The 18,675-nt window shown below is 40.0% G+C and carries 12 protein-coding genes, 2 pseudogenes and 3 riboswitches; of the genes and pseudogenes, 7 read left to right on the plus strand and 7 right to left on the minus strand.

The features are described 5' to 3' along the window. Positions 1–21: 21 nt before the first annotated feature. The 6 genes and pseudogenes from cobM to C1A09_RS05475 form a co-directional block, all read right to left on the minus strand. Positions 22–1,899: a precorrin-4 C(11)-methyltransferase gene (gene cobM, locus C1A09_RS05455; RefSeq protein WP_101542713.1), complete on the minus strand. Its 1,878-nt coding sequence runs from the start codon at positions 1,897–1,899 to the stop codon at positions 22–24. Positions 1,900–1,918: 19 nt separating this feature from the next. Further along, positions 1,919–3,175 (minus strand): precorrin-6y C5,15-methyltransferase (decarboxylating) subunit CbiE, encoded by a 1,257-nt coding sequence (gene cbiE / locus C1A09_RS05460; RefSeq protein ID WP_101542714.1) that lies wholly within the window; start codon positions 3,173–3,175, stop codon positions 1,919–1,921. 25 nt (positions 3,176–3,200) lie between these two features. Continuing rightward, positions 3,201–3,845 (minus strand): annotated as a pseudogene (locus C1A09_RS16705) (precorrin-8X methylmutase); the annotation flags it as partial. Between the two features lie 80 nt (positions 3,846–3,925). Further along, positions 3,926–4,667, minus strand: a pseudogene (gene cobJ / locus C1A09_RS16710) (precorrin-3B C(17)-methyltransferase); the annotation flags it as partial. A gap of 331 nt (positions 4,668–4,998) precedes the next feature. Next, positions 4,999–6,276, minus strand: a complete 1,278-nt coding sequence (locus tag C1A09_RS05470; protein WP_101542716.1) for a DUF4374 domain-containing protein — start codon at positions 6,274–6,276, stop codon at positions 4,999–5,001. Positions 6,277–6,300: 24 nt separating this feature from the next. Continuing rightward, on the minus strand, positions 6,301–8,664 hold the full coding sequence (locus C1A09_RS05475) for a TonB-dependent receptor (protein WP_101542717.1): 2,364 nt from the start codon (positions 8,662–8,664) through the stop codon (positions 6,301–6,303). A gap of 140 nt (positions 8,665–8,804) precedes the next feature. Beyond that, positions 8,805–9,010, minus strand: a riboswitch (cobalamin riboswitch). A gap of 113 nt (positions 9,011–9,123) precedes the next feature. Further along, positions 9,124–9,340, plus strand: a riboswitch (cobalamin riboswitch). Positions 9,341–9,463: 123 nt separating this feature from the next. Between C1A09_RS05475 and nrdD the strand changes: the two genes are divergently transcribed. From nrdD to C1A09_RS05510, 7 genes are all read left to right on the plus strand, one after another. Continuing rightward, positions 9,464–11,557: an anaerobic ribonucleoside-triphosphate reductase gene (gene nrdD, locus C1A09_RS05480; RefSeq protein WP_101542718.1), complete on the plus strand. Its 2,094-nt coding sequence runs from the start codon at positions 9,464–9,466 to the stop codon at positions 11,555–11,557. Next, a complete protein-coding gene (gene nrdG / locus C1A09_RS05485) occupies positions 11,541–12,005 on the plus strand; it encodes an anaerobic ribonucleoside-triphosphate reductase activating protein (RefSeq protein WP_101542719.1) in 465 nt (154 codons plus the stop codon). The genes nrdD and nrdG overlap by 17 nt, the downstream gene beginning before the upstream one ends. A gap of 84 nt (positions 12,006–12,089) precedes the next feature. After that, positions 12,090–12,296: riboswitch (cobalamin riboswitch) on the plus strand. A gap of 66 nt (positions 12,297–12,362) precedes the next feature. Continuing rightward, positions 12,363–12,611, plus strand: coding sequence for a cysteine-rich CWC family protein (locus C1A09_RS05490; RefSeq protein WP_370448222.1), 249 nt, complete (start codon positions 12,363–12,365; stop codon positions 12,609–12,611). Further along, complete coding sequence (accC, locus tag C1A09_RS05495) at positions 12,577–14,088, plus strand: acetyl-CoA carboxylase biotin carboxylase subunit (protein WP_101542721.1); 1,512 nt, start codon at positions 12,577–12,579, stop codon at positions 14,086–14,088. The genes C1A09_RS05490 and accC overlap by 35 nt, the downstream gene beginning before the upstream one ends. 15 nt (positions 14,089–14,103) lie before the next feature. Further along, on the plus strand, positions 14,104–14,619 hold the full coding sequence (locus C1A09_RS05500; RefSeq protein ID WP_101542988.1) for an acyl-CoA carboxylase biotin carboxyl carrier protein subunit: 516 nt from the start codon (positions 14,104–14,106) through the stop codon (positions 14,617–14,619). A gap of 2 nt (positions 14,620–14,621) precedes the next feature. Next, the gene (locus tag C1A09_RS05505; protein ID WP_101542722.1) at positions 14,622–16,154 is read left to right on the plus strand and encodes an acyl-CoA carboxylase subunit beta; all 1,533 of its coding nucleotides are present in this window, start codon (positions 14,622–14,624) and stop codon (positions 16,152–16,154) included. Between the two features lie 102 nt (positions 16,155–16,256). Beyond that, on the plus strand, positions 16,257–17,945 hold the full coding sequence (locus tag C1A09_RS05510) for a putative transporter (RefSeq protein ID WP_101542723.1): 1,689 nt from the start codon (positions 16,257–16,259) through the stop codon (positions 17,943–17,945). Here C1A09_RS05510 and C1A09_RS05515 read toward each other — a convergent pair. After that, positions 17,918–18,670 carry a nucleotidyltransferase family protein gene (locus tag C1A09_RS05515; protein WP_101542724.1) on the minus strand — a complete coding sequence of 251 codons (753 nt, stop codon included), beginning with the start codon at positions 18,668–18,670 and terminating at the stop codon, positions 17,918–17,920. The two genes, C1A09_RS05510 and C1A09_RS05515, sit on opposite strands and share 28 nt — an antisense overlap. Between the last annotated feature and the right edge of the window lie 5 nt (positions 18,671–18,675).

The raw sequence follows: 18,675 nt of genomic DNA on the forward strand, positions 1-18,675 counted from the left end.
TGTACCTGAAATTCTGTATCTTCATTTCCTGAACAAATGCTTGAATTCATCTGCATACAACCGCGATAAGCCTTCCCGGTTACCAATCGCTTCACCCACCACGATCATAGTTGTCAACGTCAACTTATTTTTATCTATAATTTGGGCAAGGTCTTTGAGCTCGCCACGGAAAATACGTTCGTCTTTCCACGTGAGATGGTAACAGACAGCAATAGGGGTTGTTTCTGGATACTCCTGTAAAAGTTCCCTTTGTACTTGATCTGCGATACTTGCACTGAGAAAAATGCACATGGTACTTTGCGAACGTGCCATGAGGTGAAGCTTTTCCCGTTCAGGCATAGGTGTACGGCCTTCGCCACGAGTCAGGATAATACTTTGTACTTTCTCAGGAATAGTGAACTGTGATTTCAATGCGGCAGCAGCTGCTTGGAAAGAAGATATTCCTGGGGTGATATGATAACTCATGTCATATTGGTCGAAGTAATTCATCTGCTCTTGTATGGCTCCATAAATACAAGGATCCCCGGTGTGTAATCGTACAATAAACTTACCCTTATCATAAAATTCTTTCATCAAAGCGAACTGTTCCTCCAAATTCATAGATGCGGAACTACGCACAGTAGCACTCGGTTTGGCACATAATGTCAGTTCGCGGGGAACCAGACTACCTGCATATAGGATAAGATCAGCTTTTTCAAGCATCTGACGGCCACGTACGGATATAAGGTCAGGGTCACCCGGACCGGCACCGACAATTTCAATATGCCCTCGGCGAAGTACACTTACATTAATAGCGGCCGCTACGGTATAATTTTCTCCTTTCTTTTTGGGCATCAGCAACTGATCGTTTCCCGAAGATAGAAGAGCTGCAGCCTCACTGACACTCGGAGTTCCCATGTGTTTCATCACTGTCTTGCTCGGATGAGGAACTTCTATTTTTGCCAAATCTTCCGCAGTATAGAAATAGACCGGATATTTCTTTTTAAACGCTTTCACTACCGGTTCTTCACTTTTGGCATCGATGGTAGAAATGGAAGCAATGGCAGGAAGGAAGATACCTTCGCGTTCCAGATCTTTAAATATAGCTTTCTGTACTTTACGGGTGGGGCCTGCCTCCCGTGCAAGTCCGATGCCCAGATGAATAACACGGGGGACATAGCAAATCATCGGTATCTCCTTCAGATTGGGAGCTTGAGGAGATACACATAGTATTAGTTTGAAATGTGAAGGTTTAATATCTTTGGCATTGTAGAAAACTTGAACATGGGGGGGGAGATTTGCTTCCATCCACTCTGTTCCCTTGTCACGTATGGTGAGCAGTAGCGCCGTAGGTTTTCCGGCAACAAAAAGGCTGATGTGTTCGTTCATACAGGCTCTTACTTTTTCCTCGGTAGTGGTGGCAAGTTCAGCCATTAAAAGTACGGAAGATTCGGCAGTGATGACAGGAAACCAGTTGAAGCGTTCCGCCAAAGTATCAAGAGCCCACAGCCCGGTAAGGTCACTTTGTGTAGTTACCACTGGTTCGGCTCCCAGTATGCTTGCAACATGAATTGTCAACTCATTGGCTCCTCCGATATGTCCTGAAAGAACAGAAATGGCATGTTTCCCTATACTGTCTACGCATATCACGGCAGGATCGGTATATTTGTTTTTCACACATGGAGCAATAGCACGTACACAAATACCCATAGCACCGATAAAGATAAAGGCGTCAAAACGATTGAAATTCTCTGACGTAAAAGAGGTTGCGGATTCAATATGAGTACATCCACCTTCATGTCGGGGAGTGAATATCTCTATTTTCATTTTTGTCTCGGATTTTAATTCTGACAGTTCGTTAAGCAGCAATTGTGCTGTATTCAAACCGGCTTCAGAAACGAGAATTATAGCTGTTTTCATATATTGATATATATATTTTTTATGAAAGCGTAGCTTTCATAATTTCGATAGGATTATAATCATTCAAAGTAATCTGCAGAGAAGGTTGAAGTATCAGTCCTGCTATTTGGATACCTTCGATAAAGGCTTTTTTACTTTCCACCGACACGGAGTTGAAAACAACACATCCTCCGGGTTGCAATATACTTTTAATCCGCATCAACATTTCTTGCAGATGTCCGCCATGTCCGCCAATAAAGACCGCATCGGGGTGGGGGAGCTGATCTATTTTTTTCTCCAAGAAATCCCCGATAATCGCCTTAATACCCGGTACCCCGAAACGACGGGTATTGGTATCCATCAGTTTCTCGCCTTCGGGACGTATTTCAAATGCAATGACAGTGAGATGTGGAAACTGTAACCTTGCTTCTATGGAAACAGAACCGGTACAGAAACCGATATCCCACAAAACACGACGTCGGTTCAGTTCCAGTGCCTGCAACGTAAGCAAGCGGATCGGAGCTTTGGTAATCATACGGGTACGACCATCAAGATGCTCGAATTTTTCATCTGGGATACCGAACGGACGGGGATGAACCAAACCGAGGAATTGTGTTGGTTGATGTAAGGTAACTGCATCGGCTGGCATAGACTGGCTACATAATATTATACAGTTGGGATGTTCAAAAGTACATTGGGCGGCATCTTCGGGAGTTATACGGCGGATACACTCTTTCTCACCATTGCCGAGGTGTTCACCTACGTACATTATATAATAGTCATAACCATATTCCAACATACGTGCGGCAATAGTGGCAGGAGTATGTTTACGATCGGTGAGAATACCTATTTTAGGCACACGTTCCATCAGTGCACGGTCAAATTCTTGCCATGGTCTACCCGTCAATGACACGGTTCGCATATCATCATAAGATAAAACCAGTCGATGAGCTAATATCTGTAAAGAGTTGAATGTGGGGTAAAGACGTATTTTTGCATTTGTGAATTCTCGCTTTACCGTATTTGCGAAACCGAAGAACAACGGATCGCCGGAAGCAAATACAATAATCGTTTCACCGGTTTCGGTAAAAACTTTTTCATATTGACGAAACACATATTCCAAAGGTACGGTAATAGAAATCCATTCGTTATTTTCCGGCAGCAACTTTTTGACCTTCTCCTTGTGTCGCATGCCACCCGAGAAGATTTTTCCTTGCCGTATGCATGTTATTACTTCCGGCGGGAAAAAAGGTTCCGGATTATCATCCATCCCTATAATTATAAACTTCTGCTCCATTATACTCTTATTTTATAACAGGACTTCAGACATCCCTTCCCGGCTGTAACTGTTCCGCATCATTATAGCAAAGTATGGCATTTACCAATGTTGCGGCAAGATTACTTCCCCCTTTACGCCCTTCCACTATGATTTTCGGTATTTCTTTAAATGGTTTTACCATGTGTTTGGACTCCTGCACATGTACAAAGCCTACAGGTGCAGCTATTATTCCGACAGGATACGTTTTCTCTTTACGTATCAAATCACAGAGTTCCATTAATGCTGTAGGTGCATTACCAAATACAAAAAGAGCATCAGGGTGTTCTTCTACCGCAAGGCGAATACCAGCCTGAGTACGTGTAATACCTTTCTCTGCAGCCAATGATACCGTACGAGGATCACCGAGATAGCATTTTACCTCTACACCGAGTCGCTCTAAAGCCCCCTTACGGATACCACTGGCAGCCATTGTCACATCAGTGATAATTGTACGGATACGACCTTCGGCAATACCCTGATAAAGGGAAGCTACGGCACCGGTATCCGTGTGAAGTAAGTTCTCCATTTCGAAATCGGCTGTGGTATGTATAGCATGCAAAAGCGCCCATTTATGGTCAAGAGGAATATTTTTATTCTTTAATTCTTTTTCGATGGTACGGAAACTACGTATCATGATGTCCTGGCCTTTATTGGCCTGAAGATGATGTTTTGCTCCCTGAAGATGATGTTTAGGTTTCTGAAGATCATCTTTAGCGTTTTGCCCCCTATCTTTATAATATCCTCGTGGTGTAATTAGCATCCCATTCCATTCGTATGACTGTGAGTTACCTATAAGTACCACTGTAAACATATCAATATCTTCGGGGTTGAAAGCTTCCAGAGTCGTGATGTGTACTTCCTGTTCTGGTCGTCCCGCTTGGCGTACATAGCCTACCGGAGTTTGAGGAGAACGACCTTCTTGTAGGAATAATTCTTTCAGGCGATATAGTTGCCAGTAACGGCCTTCGCTTTTGGGATTATATACGGCAGTTACAAAATCGGCTGTCGCAGCAGCGATAATTCTTCTCTCTATACATTCCCAGGGAGTCATCAAGTCGGAAAGTGAAATAACACAGAAGTCGTGACCGACCGGCGCCCCTAATAGAGCGGCTGCCTTCTGAAAAGCACTGATACCCGGCAAAGAAACTATATCCACAGCACTGCTGCGTTCCCGTTTCATTTCATAAATAAGCGGCGTCATACCGTAAATTCCCGCATCACCGGAACTGATGACACATACCGTTTTTCCTTGCTCTGCCAGTTCAAAGGCTTGCTCTGCACGGACACGTTCCCGCTTCATACCGGTATCCACACATTCGGTTTCAGGGCGGAGATAAGGAGTTACAAACCGGAAATAATATTTATATCCTACCACTACGTCCGCTTCTTGCAAAGCCGTAAGCACGGCAGGTGTAATATCTTCTTTATTGCCCGGGCCAAGTCCGGCAACAATTATTTTAGGTTGCTTCATATATCATTATATTGGTATGCAAATATACGTTCTATTTGGCATATTCTTCACATGAAAACAAAACTTTCCACAGAATGGAAGTAAGTTTGAGAAACGGCTATTTTCCTTTATAACGTTTTTTCTTCCGCAGATAATGGATACTTAATACTAACCCTGTCATGGATACAGTATTTCTACTATTATGCTCCATATACAGTAATATCGAAGTGTATCGATAGCAGAACCGCCTTCTCGCCAATATGAAGTCTAGCGAGAAGGCGGCTGTTATAAAACTTCCTCTTTCACCATACAAACTGTAAAAAGAGAAAGTTGTAAGAACATCAAAAGGAAATTATTGTTCATCTTCCAAGACACGGATCTGTTCAAAATAGTAACCTTCTGCAATTTCCCTGCCTTTAGTTACAGTACCGGTTGCAATATCGTAGATATAAATACAGGGATTACTGTCTTTCGGATTGACACCAATATAGGCTTTACCACCAGCTATGGCAGTACGTTGGGAGAAACGTCCGCTACTGTATGGCAGATCAGTTCCGTTATAACTGAGACGTGTATATGATTTATTTGTCAGGTCTATGATAGCATAATAATGGCTATAGCTGTCTATACTGGTACCAAGTTCATCTTCACGGGCATAAGCAAGTACTTTATTATTACCTAAATATTCAATGGAAAGCAATTTGCCATCAGTCTTGAAACCATCGTAGTCGGGATCAAAATCTTTCTCTCCAGCTTTTATTTTTAACAGGTGAGATCTTTCCACTTTATCTGCATCATTTGACAGACTGGCGAGATAGAGGTTGCCACTTTCGTCAAAAGCTACACATTTCTGTAACAATTCCCCATAAGCACTACCTACCATTTCGTCTATTTTGGTAGTTTGCATATTACTTTCCACAGCCATTGTGGAAGCATTGATTACAGCAGTAAACACTTTTGATGCAGTAGAGTTTAAAGCGCCTTTTTTAGCTTTTCCGTAATAGAAGTAGATCAGCTTGTTATCTTTCTCGCGATAGGTCAAAATTCCGCTGGTCGTAAACGACGCTGAGCCTGTTGGCACTTGAATATCCAATGTACCTTCTTTAAGGATTTCCATGCTGGAAGCATCGAGCAGGGTATAAATAATCTCTGTACCATCTCCATTGGCAGCCATAATGATCAATTTATTATCCGGCATCCAAGCGTGGGTGTATTTACGAGGAGAATATGTGTTACCATTATTCTTGAATTTCTGTTCTTGAATAATATTAATTTGATTATCTGATAAAGTGTATTTACCGAAACGGTCACCGCTTACAGGCACTTGATAATAATATGCACCTTTAATTATGTTTTCCAGTGTCAGTTTGGAGTTTACTTCCGTACCTTCGCCCACAAAGTCTATGATTGGTTGATCTGCTTCCAAAGAAGATACACTTCTGACTAAAGTCTTTACATCACGTCCCATGCCGCCGTGTTTGTCCACGGCAATCCAAATATCAAAATGATAACTGTTTTCCGACGGATCAGGATCAGGAATAGGTGCCGGATTTTCATCATCCGAACAAGCACTGAATGTAATGGTCATCATCATGACTAACATGCCGACTAAAAATCTCAAATCTTTCATTTTTAATTATTATTATGTGATAAATTAATGAATAAAAAGTCTGAATTTAGCAAAGAGTGTCCGACCGGGCTTTTGCAATTTATAATTATCGTATAGCGTCTTGTTTAGGAAGTTAGTACATTCCACAGAAATATTATATTTATCTTGTTTCCATGAGTAGGTTAAAGCGGCATTACAAATGTGCTGTGCCGGGATACGTGCTTTACTTTCTATGGCACCATAGGTTTCCCACGAAAGGTAGAACCAATGTACCCATTGATAACTACATCCCATACGGAATTTACTTTGGGGAAGTAGCAGATTGTGAAAAGTATAATTTATTTCTGTATTACTAAAGAACCAAGGGCGATTGGGTATACGGTTATTATAAGTAGCAGAGGGTTTTCCATCTGTTTTATATTTTTTCTGATCTCGTGCATCCTGATAACTGATGTTTCCGGAAAGTTGTAACCTATTCTGCCAGTTATACTGTATTTCTCCTTCTATTCCTTTGATGTGTACAGCCGGAACATTATCATATTGCATGGTTCCATCTTCCTTAGGTGATACGACAGCTTGGATATAATCGTCTACGGAACGAATAAAACCATTGGCTTCATAATAAATGGTATGTCCATCGACTGGATGCCAAGTTCCAAAAATACCTAAATTGATATTATCACTACTCTCGGGTTTTAAGGTTACGTTGGCATATATAGTAGTTCCATTACCCAGTAATTCACGGGCAATAGGTAAACGGACGCTATGTTCATAAGAAAATTTAATAGAAAAAGGATCTAATATGGAAAAACGTGAACCTATTCCATATCCCCAATAATTTTTGGTTTGTGAACCTTTTACAATATCAGAGCCTGTGATGCTAGGTAAATCATTTTGTCTAATGTTCAAGTGATTGACGTAGTCCTTTATGAAGAATATATTCTCCATTTTTTCATTAAAGAAAGATTGACTGTATGATAAGCCTAATACATGTTTGGATAATACGTCATTAGTAGATTCGAAATCGGCATCAATTTCATCATATCTGTTGTTTCCCGTACGATTTAACAAATAATTAAGATTAAGACTGTGATGGTCATTTAAATGATAGTCCAAATTGGTACGTACAATGGTTAGTGGACGTTTGTAATGGCGCATCAGTCGCCCCCGTCCCATAATTTCACTTCGTGAACTTTGAATATAATCACCATTCCAGTCATATTGTCGATATGCGGTATCTACCGTTAACGAATGATCCCAAGTCTGTGAAAAAAGTGCATTCAATTGTAAGTTTTTTATTATGAAATCATCTTTTCGATAACGTGCAGACATATTCCAAGCATTCGTATTCCGTTCCGCCATACCATAAACTTTGCTCTGAACAGACCCCGTTTGTAATTCTTTATTAACTTTGGAATATGAACCGGATATGAAGAAAGCATCCGCCCATGATTTATTGGTAAAGCCAACTTCTATTTGTCCCAACAATGAGAAATAATCGTCATGAAAGCGTTTGCGATCCACTAATACATATTTACGGCTGTCTTCATCCCATACTTCAACATCTTTCATCGTATAGTCGTTCTTGGAATAATTCACTCCGAAGGTCGGTTTGATAATCAACCCAGTCTTGGACTCTATAAATTGTGCGTTCAAGTCTGCCTTATGTGTATGAAATGAACCAATGCCATAGGATAAGTCCAAATAGTTTTTCTTTTCCTGTTTGGTGATGATATTGATAGCTCCTCCTAGTGCATCTGTACCTAGGTTAGCCGGTACTACACCTTTGTATATTTCAATTCGGTCTATAATATTTACCGGCAGGTTTGACAATGAAACACCGCTTCCTTTCGTATCAAGTGGAATTCCATCCAAAAAATAACGTACAGAATTACCGGACATCCCGTTAATGGACATGTCGAAATCGGAACCGACTCCACCTTCTTCTCTTACCTTGACACCTGTTGTCCGGTTCACTAAATCATTAAGGTTATTCAGAGAATTAATGATTGGTTTTATATCGAGGGCATTGACAGCAAAAGCTCCTTCTTTTACTTTCTGTGTCCGGCTCTTTCCATATACCTCAACAGAGTTGAGCACAACAGAATTCTCTTCTAATATAAAATTCACTTTTTTATCTTGTTGGAGATTGAGGGTACGTTTCGATGTCTGGTAACCGATAAAAGATACAACAAGAGTATATTTGCCTGGTGTAACGGGTAGCGAATATCGGCCATTATCATCCGTATATGTTCCAATAGTAGTGTTTTCAACAGCAATTGTTACTTGTGGAAGAGGAATGCCGTGCCTGTCGGTAACTGTTCCTGATAAAACTACTTTATTTTGAGCCATTGTTGCCACTTGGCACATGCAGGTTATGCAAAACAAAATGTATGTGAAGAATTTCATTTCAAGTCGTTAGTTTATACATAATATTCATTGACTTGCTTCCGAAAAGAAAAGAGTATAGACAAAGAGAAATGATTTCTTTATGAATGATAAAGAATTACCAGACTCATTGTTTTACTGCTTTATTCCCCGAAAGCGTTAAAACTATGTTATTTTTGGCAGGTCTTCTGACTTGTCCATCTTTGAAACGCCTTCCCATCTTGATTAGCAGACAGTGGCAAAGTATATTCAAAGAATTAAAAGGACTTACAGCAGCGGGTCTGTTCAGGACTTACACCTGATTCCCTTTTCACCGTTCTTTTCGTGTTATTCAGAAAGGAACGAAACCAAAAAGTGTTGCAAAGTTATTAAAAAACTATATCTGAGCAAAAATAAGTTCTCTAAAATATTTTATCTTACAGAAAAAAGGTATTAATATTTTTTCTTCTTCTTTTCATTGCATTGCAAATTTTCTTGTTATCTTTGTCCTATGAAAATGGTTTCCAAATCATCTTAGCATGACGAGGAATTAAAAGGGAATCCTGTGAAAGTCAGGAACTATCCCCGTAGCTGTAAGCTTTGTCTCCCTTATGTGGAGGAATGTTGTAACCTATCTATAGCCACTGGTCATAAAAATAACCGGGAAGGCGTTGCAACAGAAGTCAGTCAGAAGACCTGCCATATTTTACTGATCATTCATTCAATGCTTTCGGGTGAAAAGCTATAGAACGAGTCCGCTGAAGATTCATTTTATTACTTGTATTCTGCGCATTGTTGTTTGAATTTATCGTAAATAATTTTTAAATCTTAAATTATAGATATGATTAATTCAGAGACTTTTATCGTCAAGAGAGATGGAAAGAAAGAAGCATTCTCACTCGACAAAATCAAAAATGCCATCAGTAAGGCATTTTTATCAGTAGGTAGTTTTGCTACACAGGATGTCATTACCAATATACTTAGTCGTGTGAGTATCAATGACGGAGCCAGTGTAGAAGAAATTCAGAATCAAGTAGAAGTAGCATTGATGGCAGAACATTATTATGCTGTTGCCAAATCGTTTATGTTATACCGCCAGAAACATTTGGAAGATCGGGAAGTACGTGATAAACTTCGTTTTTTGTTGGACTATTGCGATGCTTCCAATCCTGCCACAGGAAGTAAGTATGATGCCAACGCCAATGTCGAAAATAAGAATGTGGCTACTTTAATCGGTGAGTTGCCTAAAGCTAATTTTATTCGTTTAAATCGTCGCCTGCTGACTGATCGCCTGAAGGATATGTATGGCAAAGAAATCTCTGACCGTTATATTGAATTACTGAATAACCACTTTATATATAAAAATGATGAAACCAGTCTGGCGAATTATTGTGCAAGTATCACCATGTATCCATGGTTGATAAGTGGCACTATGTCGATCGGTGGTAATTCAACGGCACCTACAAATTTGAAATCTTTCTGTGGAGGTTTTATCAATATGGTGTTTATCGTATCCAGCATGTTAAGCGGAGCTTGTGCCACACCGGAGTTTCTGATGTATATGAATTATTTTGTTGGTAAAGAATTCGGTAAAGATTATTATAAACATGCTGATAAAGTTGTAGATCTCTCTACCAAGCAACGAACAATAGACAAAGTAATTACGGATTGTTTCGAACAAGTGGTCTATTCCATTAATCAGCCCACGGGTGCCCGGAATTTTCAGGCTGTATTCTGGAACGTAGCTTATTATGACAAATATTATTTCAATAGCCTTTTTGAACATTTTGTATTTCCAGATGGTAGTAAACCTGACTGGAGCTCATTAAGTTGGTTGCAGAAACGATTTATGAAATGGTTCAATAAGGAACGTACTAAAACAGTACTTACCTTCCCGGTAGAAACCATGGCGCTACTAACAAAAGATGGAGATGTATTGGATAAGGAGTATGGTGATTTCACGGCAGAAATGTATGCTGAAGGACATTCGTTCTTTACCTATATGAGTGATAATGCCGATTCTCTGAGCAGCTGCTGCCGTTTGCGTAACGAAATTCAAGATAATGGATTTAGTTATACTTTGGGGGCAGGTGGTGTATCTACCGGTTCAAAAAGTGTGTTGACGATAAACTTGAACCGTTGTATACAACATGCCGTAAAATCCGGTTTGATTTACCATTTCTTTCTCGAAGAAGTTGTGGATCTTGTTCATAAAGTACAGATAGCTTACAATGAGAACCTGAAACAACTACAAAACAAGGGTATGCTTCCATTGTTTGATGCCGGTTATATCAATATGGGACGTCAATATTTGACAATCGGTGTGAATGGTTTGGTGGAAGCTGCGCAATTTATGGGTATAGATATTAATGACAATCCCAAGTATGAAGCTTTTGTACAGGAAATATTGAGTATTATTGAAAAATATAATAAGAAATATCGTACAAAAGATTTGTTATTCAACTGTGAAATGATTCCTGCTGAAAATGTGGGTGTGAAACATGCCAAATGGGATAAAGAAGCTGGTTTCGAGACATTCCGTGATTGTTATAACAGCTATTTTTACATTGTGGAAGATACTTCGCTGAATATCGTAGATAAGTTCCGTCTGCATGGTCGTCGTTATATAGAACATTTGACGGGTGGCTCGGCACTGCACATGAATTTGGAGGAACATTTGAGCAAGGAACAATATAGGCAATTACTTCGTGTGGCTGCAAGTGAAGGATGTAATTACTTTACTTTCAATATTCCGAATACAATTTGTAACGATTGCCAGCATATAGATAAAAGATACCTGAAAGAGTGTCCGAAGTGCCATAGTAATAATGTTGATTATCTGACTCGTATAATAGGTTATATGAAACGCGTAAGTAATTTCTCACAACCACGGCAAAAGGAGGCTGCACGAAGATATTATGCTCCGCTACACTGATTATGATATCGTTTTTCAAGAAATACCGGATGAGGTGACGTTGGCAATCAATATTTCCAACTGTCCCAACAAATGTAAGGGTTGCCATAGTGCTTATCTAATGAAGAATGTTGGAGAGTCACTGACGGAAGAGAGTCTGTCGGCACTTCTTGAAAAGTATGGTAATTCTATCACTTGTGTTTGTTTTATGGGTGGGGATGCCGAACCTGCCGAAGTGGAACGACTGGCTCTATTTCTTTCTAATCGATTTACTATTAAAGTCGGATGGTATTCAGGTAAACCTGAGTTACCTGCCGGTTTTGATACAAAGTATTTCCGGTATATTAAATTAGGTCCGTATGTTGAAAGCCTTGGCGGTCTGAAGTCTGAACGTACCAACCAACGGCTATATCGCATTGATAATGGCATCTTCAATGACATTACATACCGTTTTAAACGGCAAACATAAAATCTCCCTCTAATAAACAACCAATACCTGTGATAAAAGAAAAGACTTTTATAAATCTATTCTCAATTAATTTAGATTTTCCTTTATCTTTGTCGCCGAATTGGCTTCGGATGAACTATTCTGTCATCCGAATTAAAAGGGAATCGGGTGTAAATCCCGAACAGTCCCGCTGCTGTGAAGCTCTATTTAATATTTTGAAAAAGAACTTTTACCACTGATATTGTGTTTATATATCGGGAAGGTTTCAAGATAGGAGTTAGTCAGAAGACCTGCCATTCATTAAAGGTTGCCTTTGCTCGTGGGTTAGGAAGACAGACCGAAAGATTAGATTAACATTAAAATTTAAAAGGGATGCCTATGAAAAAGGTATGTCTACGTTGTGGTGCAACATTCCAGTGTATGCACGACAATATAACGCAATGTCATTGTACAACGGTACAGCTGGACTTACAGCAACGTATGTATTTAAAAGAGAATTATCTGGACTGTTTGTGTCCGCGCTGTCTGGATGAAGTAAAAGATGCATTTTACAGAAGCGGAAAAAATCCCCAATATATTAAGCAAAAACGAAATGATAAAAAAAGTACTGATAGCCAACAGGGGTGAGATTGCCTTGCGTGTTATGCGTTCATGCCGAGAAATGGGAATGCTTGCCGTAGCCGTTTTTTCAGATGCCGACCGTACGTCACATCATGTAGCCTACGCTGACGAAGCCTATCCGATAGGTGGAACTACAGCTAAAGATAGTTATCTGAATATTGAGAAAGTAATATCTGTGGCTAAACTCAGTAAAGCAGACGCCATCCATCCCGGATATGGTTTTCTGTCTGAAAATGCAGATTTTGCACGTCGTTGTAAGGAAGAAGGTATTATTTTTATAGGTCCTTCGGCTGAAACGATGGAAGCTATGGGAGATAAGATCGCTGCCCGCAAACGAATGATTGCCGCCGGGGTACCGGTAGTTCCCGGAACAGAACGACCTTTACAGAATGCTGAAGAAGCAATACGTGTTTGTAATAAGATAGGTTATCCAGTGATGTTGAAGGCATCTATGGGAGGCGGTGGCAAAGGTATGCGGCTTATTCATAGTGAAAATGAAGTTGTGGAAGCATACAATACAGCCCGTTCCGAATCGATGTCATCTTTCGGTGATGATACGGTTTATCTGGAAAAGTTTGTAGAGGAACCTCATCACATCGAGTTTCAGGTTTTGGGCGACAATCATGGGAATGTAATTCATCTTTTCGATCGCGAGTGCTCGGTACAGCGGCGCAATCAAAAAATTGTGGAAGAAAGTCCGTCACCTTTTCTCACTGAAGATCTACGAAAAGAGATGGGAGAAAAGGCTGTTGCTGCGGCCAAAGCTGTAAGTTATTCCGGTGCAGGTACCATTGAGTTTTTAGTGGATAAAAACAGGAATTTCTATTTCCTTGAAATGAATACCCGGTTACAGGTAGAACATCCTATTACAGAAGAGGTGGTTGGCGTAGATTTAGTAAAAGAACAAATCAGGATTGCTAATAACGAACCTTTACACCTTAAACAAGAAGATTTATTTCAACGTGGTCATGCGATAGAGTGCCGCATCTGTGCAGAGGATACGGAAAATAACTTCATGCCTTCACCGGGTATCATCAAACAACTGACGGAACCGAACGGGATCGGAGTTCGTATAGATAGTTATGTGTACGAGGGGTACGAAATACCTATCTATTATGATCCGATGATTGGTAAATTGATAGTGTGGGCAACAACCCGCCAATATGCCATCGAACGTATGCGACGCGTGTTGTATGAATATAAGATAACAGGATTGAAAACAAATCTGGCTTATCTGAAACGTATCATGTATGTACCGGACTTTGTGAAAGGCGAGTATAATACCTTGTTTATTGGAAAAAATGCCCGCATGTTGGTTCGCACTAATACAACTAACAATGAACTGGAAAATATTGCCATGATTGCCGCTTATATAGATTATCTGGTTAATCTGGAAGAAAATACGTCGGGACAACTTCCAGACGGACGCCCTATTAGTCGCTGGAGAGAATTCGGATTGCAGAAGGGTGTACTGAGAATTTAATTGATTGATAAGAAAATGGAAATACATATTGGAGACCGGACAGCAGATGTTACACTGGTCAGTAAAAATGGAAATAAAGTACAGTTAACCATTGATGGTAAACCATATGATGTAGATATTGTAATGGCAGAAAACGGAAGCTGTTCTATTCTACACAACGGTAATTCGTTCAATGCCGGAATAGTGCGCGCAGAAGGAGGGAAGAGTTATGATGTAAGTATGCTCAACCGTTCATATCATGTAGATATTGTAGATACGCAAGCCAAGTATCTGCGCATGAGAAAAGGTGCGGATGAGAAACAGGATAATAAGATTATAGCTCCCATGCCGGGTAAAGTCGTAAGTATTCCTGTGAATGTTGGTGACCAATTGGTTGCGGGAGATATTGTCGTAGTATTGGAAGCCATGAAGATGCAAAGTAACTACAAAGTGAGTGCGGATTGTGTAGTAAAAAATATACTGGTGAACGAAGATGAACCGGTAAATGCCAATCAGGTTTTGATAGAATTGGAGCTTATTAAAGAAGAATAGCCATGAATAGAGAAGATATATATAAACAGTTTGAAGAACTGGATAAACGTGCCTCATTGGGTGGTGGGGTAGAGAAAATAGAAAAGCAACATATTTCCGGTCGTATGACAGCACGTGAACGCATTGACTTTTTACTGGATAAAGGGACTTTCAATGAGTTGGATAAATTTGTAAATCATCGTTGTACCGATTTTGGTATGGAAAAAAAACAAATAGCCGGTGACGGTATGGTGAGTGGTTACGGTAGAATAGATGGTCGGCTTGTGTTTGTTTATGCTTACGATTTTACAGCTCACGGCGGTTCATTGAGTGAAATGAATGCGACTAAGATAGTCAAGGTGCAACAACTGGCACTAAAAAATGGTGCTCCGGTGATTGCATTGAATGATTCGGGAGGAGCGCGTATTCAAGAAGGTGTAAATAGCCTTGCGGGATATGCTTCCATTTTCTATCAGAACACAATAGCATCAGGAGTCATTCCCCAAATATCTGCAATTCTTGGTCCTTGTGCCGGTGGAGCCTGTTATTCTCCGGCATTGACTGATTTTATTTTTATGGTAAAAGAACAAAGTCACATGTTTATTACAGGGCCAGATGTAGTGAAAGCCGTAACTCATGAGGAAGTGGATAAAGAAGAATTGGGTGGTGCTTATACACATAGCAGTAAGAGTGGAGTGACTCATTTCATGTGTAATAATGAAGAAGAAACTTTGATGAGTATTCGCGAACTTCTAAGTTTTTTGCCATCCAATAATATGGAAGATACACCTTTCAAACCCTGTACGGACGATATTCATCGTCAGGTAGAAGCTTTACAAGCAGTCATTCCGGAAGATCCAAATATGCCTTATGATATTAAGGATGTCGTAGAGCCGGTATTGGATAATCAATATTTCTTTGAAGTAATGCCCCATTTTGCCAAGAATGTAGTCATTGGCTTTGGCCGTCTCAACGGGCGTTCAGTAGGAATTGTCGCCAACCAGCCTGCGTATCTGGCTGGAGTACTCGATATTGATGCATCTGATAAGGTTGCCCGTTTTATACGTTTTTGTGATTGCTTCAATATTCCATTAATAACCTTTGAGGATGTACCGGGATTTTTGCCGGGAACAATGCAGGAGCATAATGGCATTATTCGTCACGGAGCAAAAATCGTGTATGCTTATGCAGAAGCGACAGTTCCAAAAATAACGTTGATTACACGCAAAGCGTATGGAGGGGCGTATATTGTGATGTCCAGTAAACCGACTGGTGCTGATGTAAATCTAGCTTATCCACAAGCAGAAATTGCTGTAATGGGAGCTGAAGGTGCTGTAAACATCCTTTATAGAAAAGCTTCTACCGAAGAGAAAAAAGATATAATTGAGCAATATAAGGAAAAATTTTCTAACCCTTATCGTGCTGCTGAACGTGGTTTTATTGATGAAATTATTATGCCGCGTGACACCCGTTACAAATTGGTGCAGGCATTAGAAATGGCTCATAATAAGAACCAAAGTAACCCACCGAAAAAACACGGTAACATGCCTTTATAAATAGTTATTAAAAAAATGTGTGAATGGTATCCCCGGAGAAGTGATTTCTGCGGGGATATATTATTGAGTTTTAATTATTAAAACATATAAAATGCTGATTTTATGGAATTGTTAAGAAATTTGTTCGAAGGATATCCTCATCTATGGGGTGGAGGAGTGGCACACTCCGTACTTATCTTATCACTAGTCATTGCTTTCGGTATCATGCTGGGGAAAGTGAAGATTGCCGGTATCTCTTTGGGGGTTACCTGGATATTATTTGTAGGCATTGTATTCGGACATTTCAATCTTAATTTAGATGAACATTTACTTCACTTTCTGAAGGAGTTTGGTTTAATACTATTTGTATATTCTATCGGTTTGCAAGTTGGACCCGGTTTCTTTTCCGCCTTTAAAAAAGGTGGATTCACTCTGAATATGCTGGCTGTGTTAGTCGTATTTGTTAGTGTATTGATTACCATTATACTTCATTTCTTTACAGGTATTCCCATTACTACCATGGTAGGCATTCTTTCCGGTGCCGTAACCAATACTCCCGGTTTGGGCGCTGCCCAACAAGCAAATAGCGACTTGAACGGGATAGATGCTCCTGAAATTGCTTTAGGTTATGCAGTAGCTTATCCGCTAGGTGTAATTGGATGTATTTTAGCGTTACTCGCGTTGAAATATCTTCTCCACATTAATACGGCAAAAGAAGAAATGGAAGCTGACCGTGGACTGGGACATTTACAAGAATTGACTGTACGTCCCATTTCTGTTCAAATACGAAATGAAGCGGTAGAAGGAAAGAAAATCAAAGATATCAAACCATTACTAAACCGGGCATTCGTTATCTCACGTATACGTCATCACGAAGGAGATGGAAAGGCTGAATTGGTAAATGCAGATACTGTACTACATGTACAAGATGAAATTTTGTTTATTGCTAATCCAATTGATGTAGAGGCTATTATAGCCTTTTTTGGTAAAAAAATTAATGTTGAATGGGAACAATCAGATAAAAATTTAATATCTCGCCGTATTCTGATTACAAAGCCGGAATTGAATGGAAAGTCTTTGGCACAATTAAAGATACGTAATAATTTCGGTGCCAATATAACACGGGTAAACCGTTCTGGTGTCGATTTGGTAGCTGCTCCTCAGCTTCAGTTACAAATGGGTGACCGTGTCACTATTGTAGGCAGTGAGCTAGCCGTTAGTCATACGGAAAAGATATTGGGTAATTCGTTGAAACGACTGAATCATCCGAACTTAATACCCATTTTTCTAGGTATTGCTTTAGGCTGTATTCTGGGTAGTCTTCCTTTTATGTTTCCGGGTATTCCTCAACCTGTTAAGTTGGGTTTGGCAGGTGGTCCGCTGATTGTGTCGATACTTATCAGCCGTTTCGGTCCTCAATACAAATTGATAACCTATACGACAATGAGTGCCAATTTGATGATACGAGAAATAGGTATCTCTCTCTTCTTGGCTTGTGTGGGTTTAGGAGCAGGAAAAGGATTTGTAGATACCATTATTTATGAAGGAGGATATGTTTGGATAGCTTATGGCGCTATAATTACTGTAGTTCCTCTATTGATAGGAGGTTTGATAGGGCGATTTGCCTGGAAACTGAATTATTATACTCTGATAGGAGTATTGTCAGGTACAAATACCAATCCTCCTGCATTAGCTTATTCTTCAGATCTGACTTCTTGTGATGCACCCGCTGTGGGATATGCCACAGTTTATCCATTAGCAATGTTCCTGCGGGTACTCACTGCTCAGATATTGATATTAGCATTGGCATAGTATTCTTCAGCTTTTGCCAATGTTTCCGGTTTTCCTATATCAAACCATTGGAAACCTTGGAGCGGATAACCTTGTATAGGTATATGTTGACAGATGGACAGGTAAAATGGGATAATAGAAAATTTTCCTGTCCACTGTTCATTTTTCATATAGCGGAAAAGGGAAGGAGAGATGACATGTATGCCGCCAAATGCTAATTCTTTATAATCTCCTTCGTGGAAATTAAATCCCTCCGGTTTTATTTCTTGGGTAGACTTATTTATCCATCCATGCAGGTTATAACTATCATCGAATAAGAGATAACGGGATGTTTTTCTTTCACTGACAAGTAAAGTTGCTTCTGCATTACTGTCCTGATGATGGCGATAGAAGGTTGTCAAATCTATATCAGTCAGGATATCTGCATTATGAACGAGAAACGGTTCGTTACCATCCAAAAAGGGACAGGCTTTCTTGACACCGCCGCCAGTATCAAGCAGCATATCGCGTTCATCGCTGATATGGATGTTTAAGCCGAAGGAATTATTGGCATGAAGGAACTCGACAATCTGCCCTCCAAAGTGATGAATATTGATGGTGATATCATCGAATCCGGCTTTTTTTAATCGTAATATCACTCGTTCCAGCATGGGTTTACCAGCTACCGGAACGAGTGCTTTGGGCATATTATCCGTCAGTGGGCGTAAGCGGGTACCCAAACCGGCGGCGAAAATCATGGCTTTCATTAATA

The sequence above is a fragment of the Bacteroides cutis genome, from assembly GCF_900241005.1.
GTDB lineage: Bacteria > Bacteroidota > Bacteroidia > Bacteroidales > Bacteroidaceae > Bacteroides > Bacteroides cutis.

Excerpts from the sequence above, each read along its gene's own strand:
- nrdG (WP_101542719.1), top strand. The coding sequence starts at position 11,541 with ATGCTCCGCTACACTGATTATGATATCGTTTTTCAAGAAATACCGGAT.
- cbiE (WP_101542714.1), bottom strand. The coding sequence starts at position 3,175 with ATGGAGCAGAAGTTTATAATTATAGGGATGGATGATAATCCGGAACCT.
- C1A09_RS05470 (WP_101542716.1), bottom strand. The coding sequence starts at position 6,276 with ATGAAAGATTTGAGATTTTTAGTCGGCATGTTAGTCATGATGATGACC.
- C1A09_RS05510 (WP_101542723.1), top strand. The coding sequence starts at position 16,257 with ATGGAATTGTTAAGAAATTTGTTCGAAGGATATCCTCATCTATGGGGT.
- C1A09_RS05505 (WP_101542722.1), top strand. The coding sequence starts at position 14,622 with ATGAATAGAGAAGATATATATAAACAGTTTGAAGAACTGGATAAACGT.
- accC (WP_101542721.1), top strand. The coding sequence starts at position 12,577 with ATGATAAAAAAAGTACTGATAGCCAACAGGGGTGAGATTGCCTTGCGT.
- C1A09_RS05490 (WP_370448222.1), top strand. The coding sequence starts at position 12,363 with ATGAAAAAGGTATGTCTACGTTGTGGTGCAACATTCCAGTGTATGCAC.
- nrdD (WP_101542718.1), top strand. The coding sequence starts at position 9,464 with ATGATTAATTCAGAGACTTTTATCGTCAAGAGAGATGGAAAGAAAGAA.
- C1A09_RS05475 (WP_101542717.1), bottom strand. The coding sequence starts at position 8,664 with ATGAAATTCTTCACATACATTTTGTTTTGCATAACCTGCATGTGCCAA.
- cobM (WP_101542713.1), bottom strand. The coding sequence starts at position 1,899 with ATGAAAACAGCTATAATTCTCGTTTCTGAAGCCGGTTTGAATACAGCA.
- C1A09_RS05515 (WP_101542724.1), bottom strand. The coding sequence starts at position 18,670 with ATGAAAGCCATGATTTTCGCCGCCGGTTTGGGTACCCGCTTACGCCCA.
- C1A09_RS05500 (WP_101542988.1), top strand. The coding sequence starts at position 14,104 with ATGGAAATACATATTGGAGACCGGACAGCAGATGTTACACTGGTCAGT.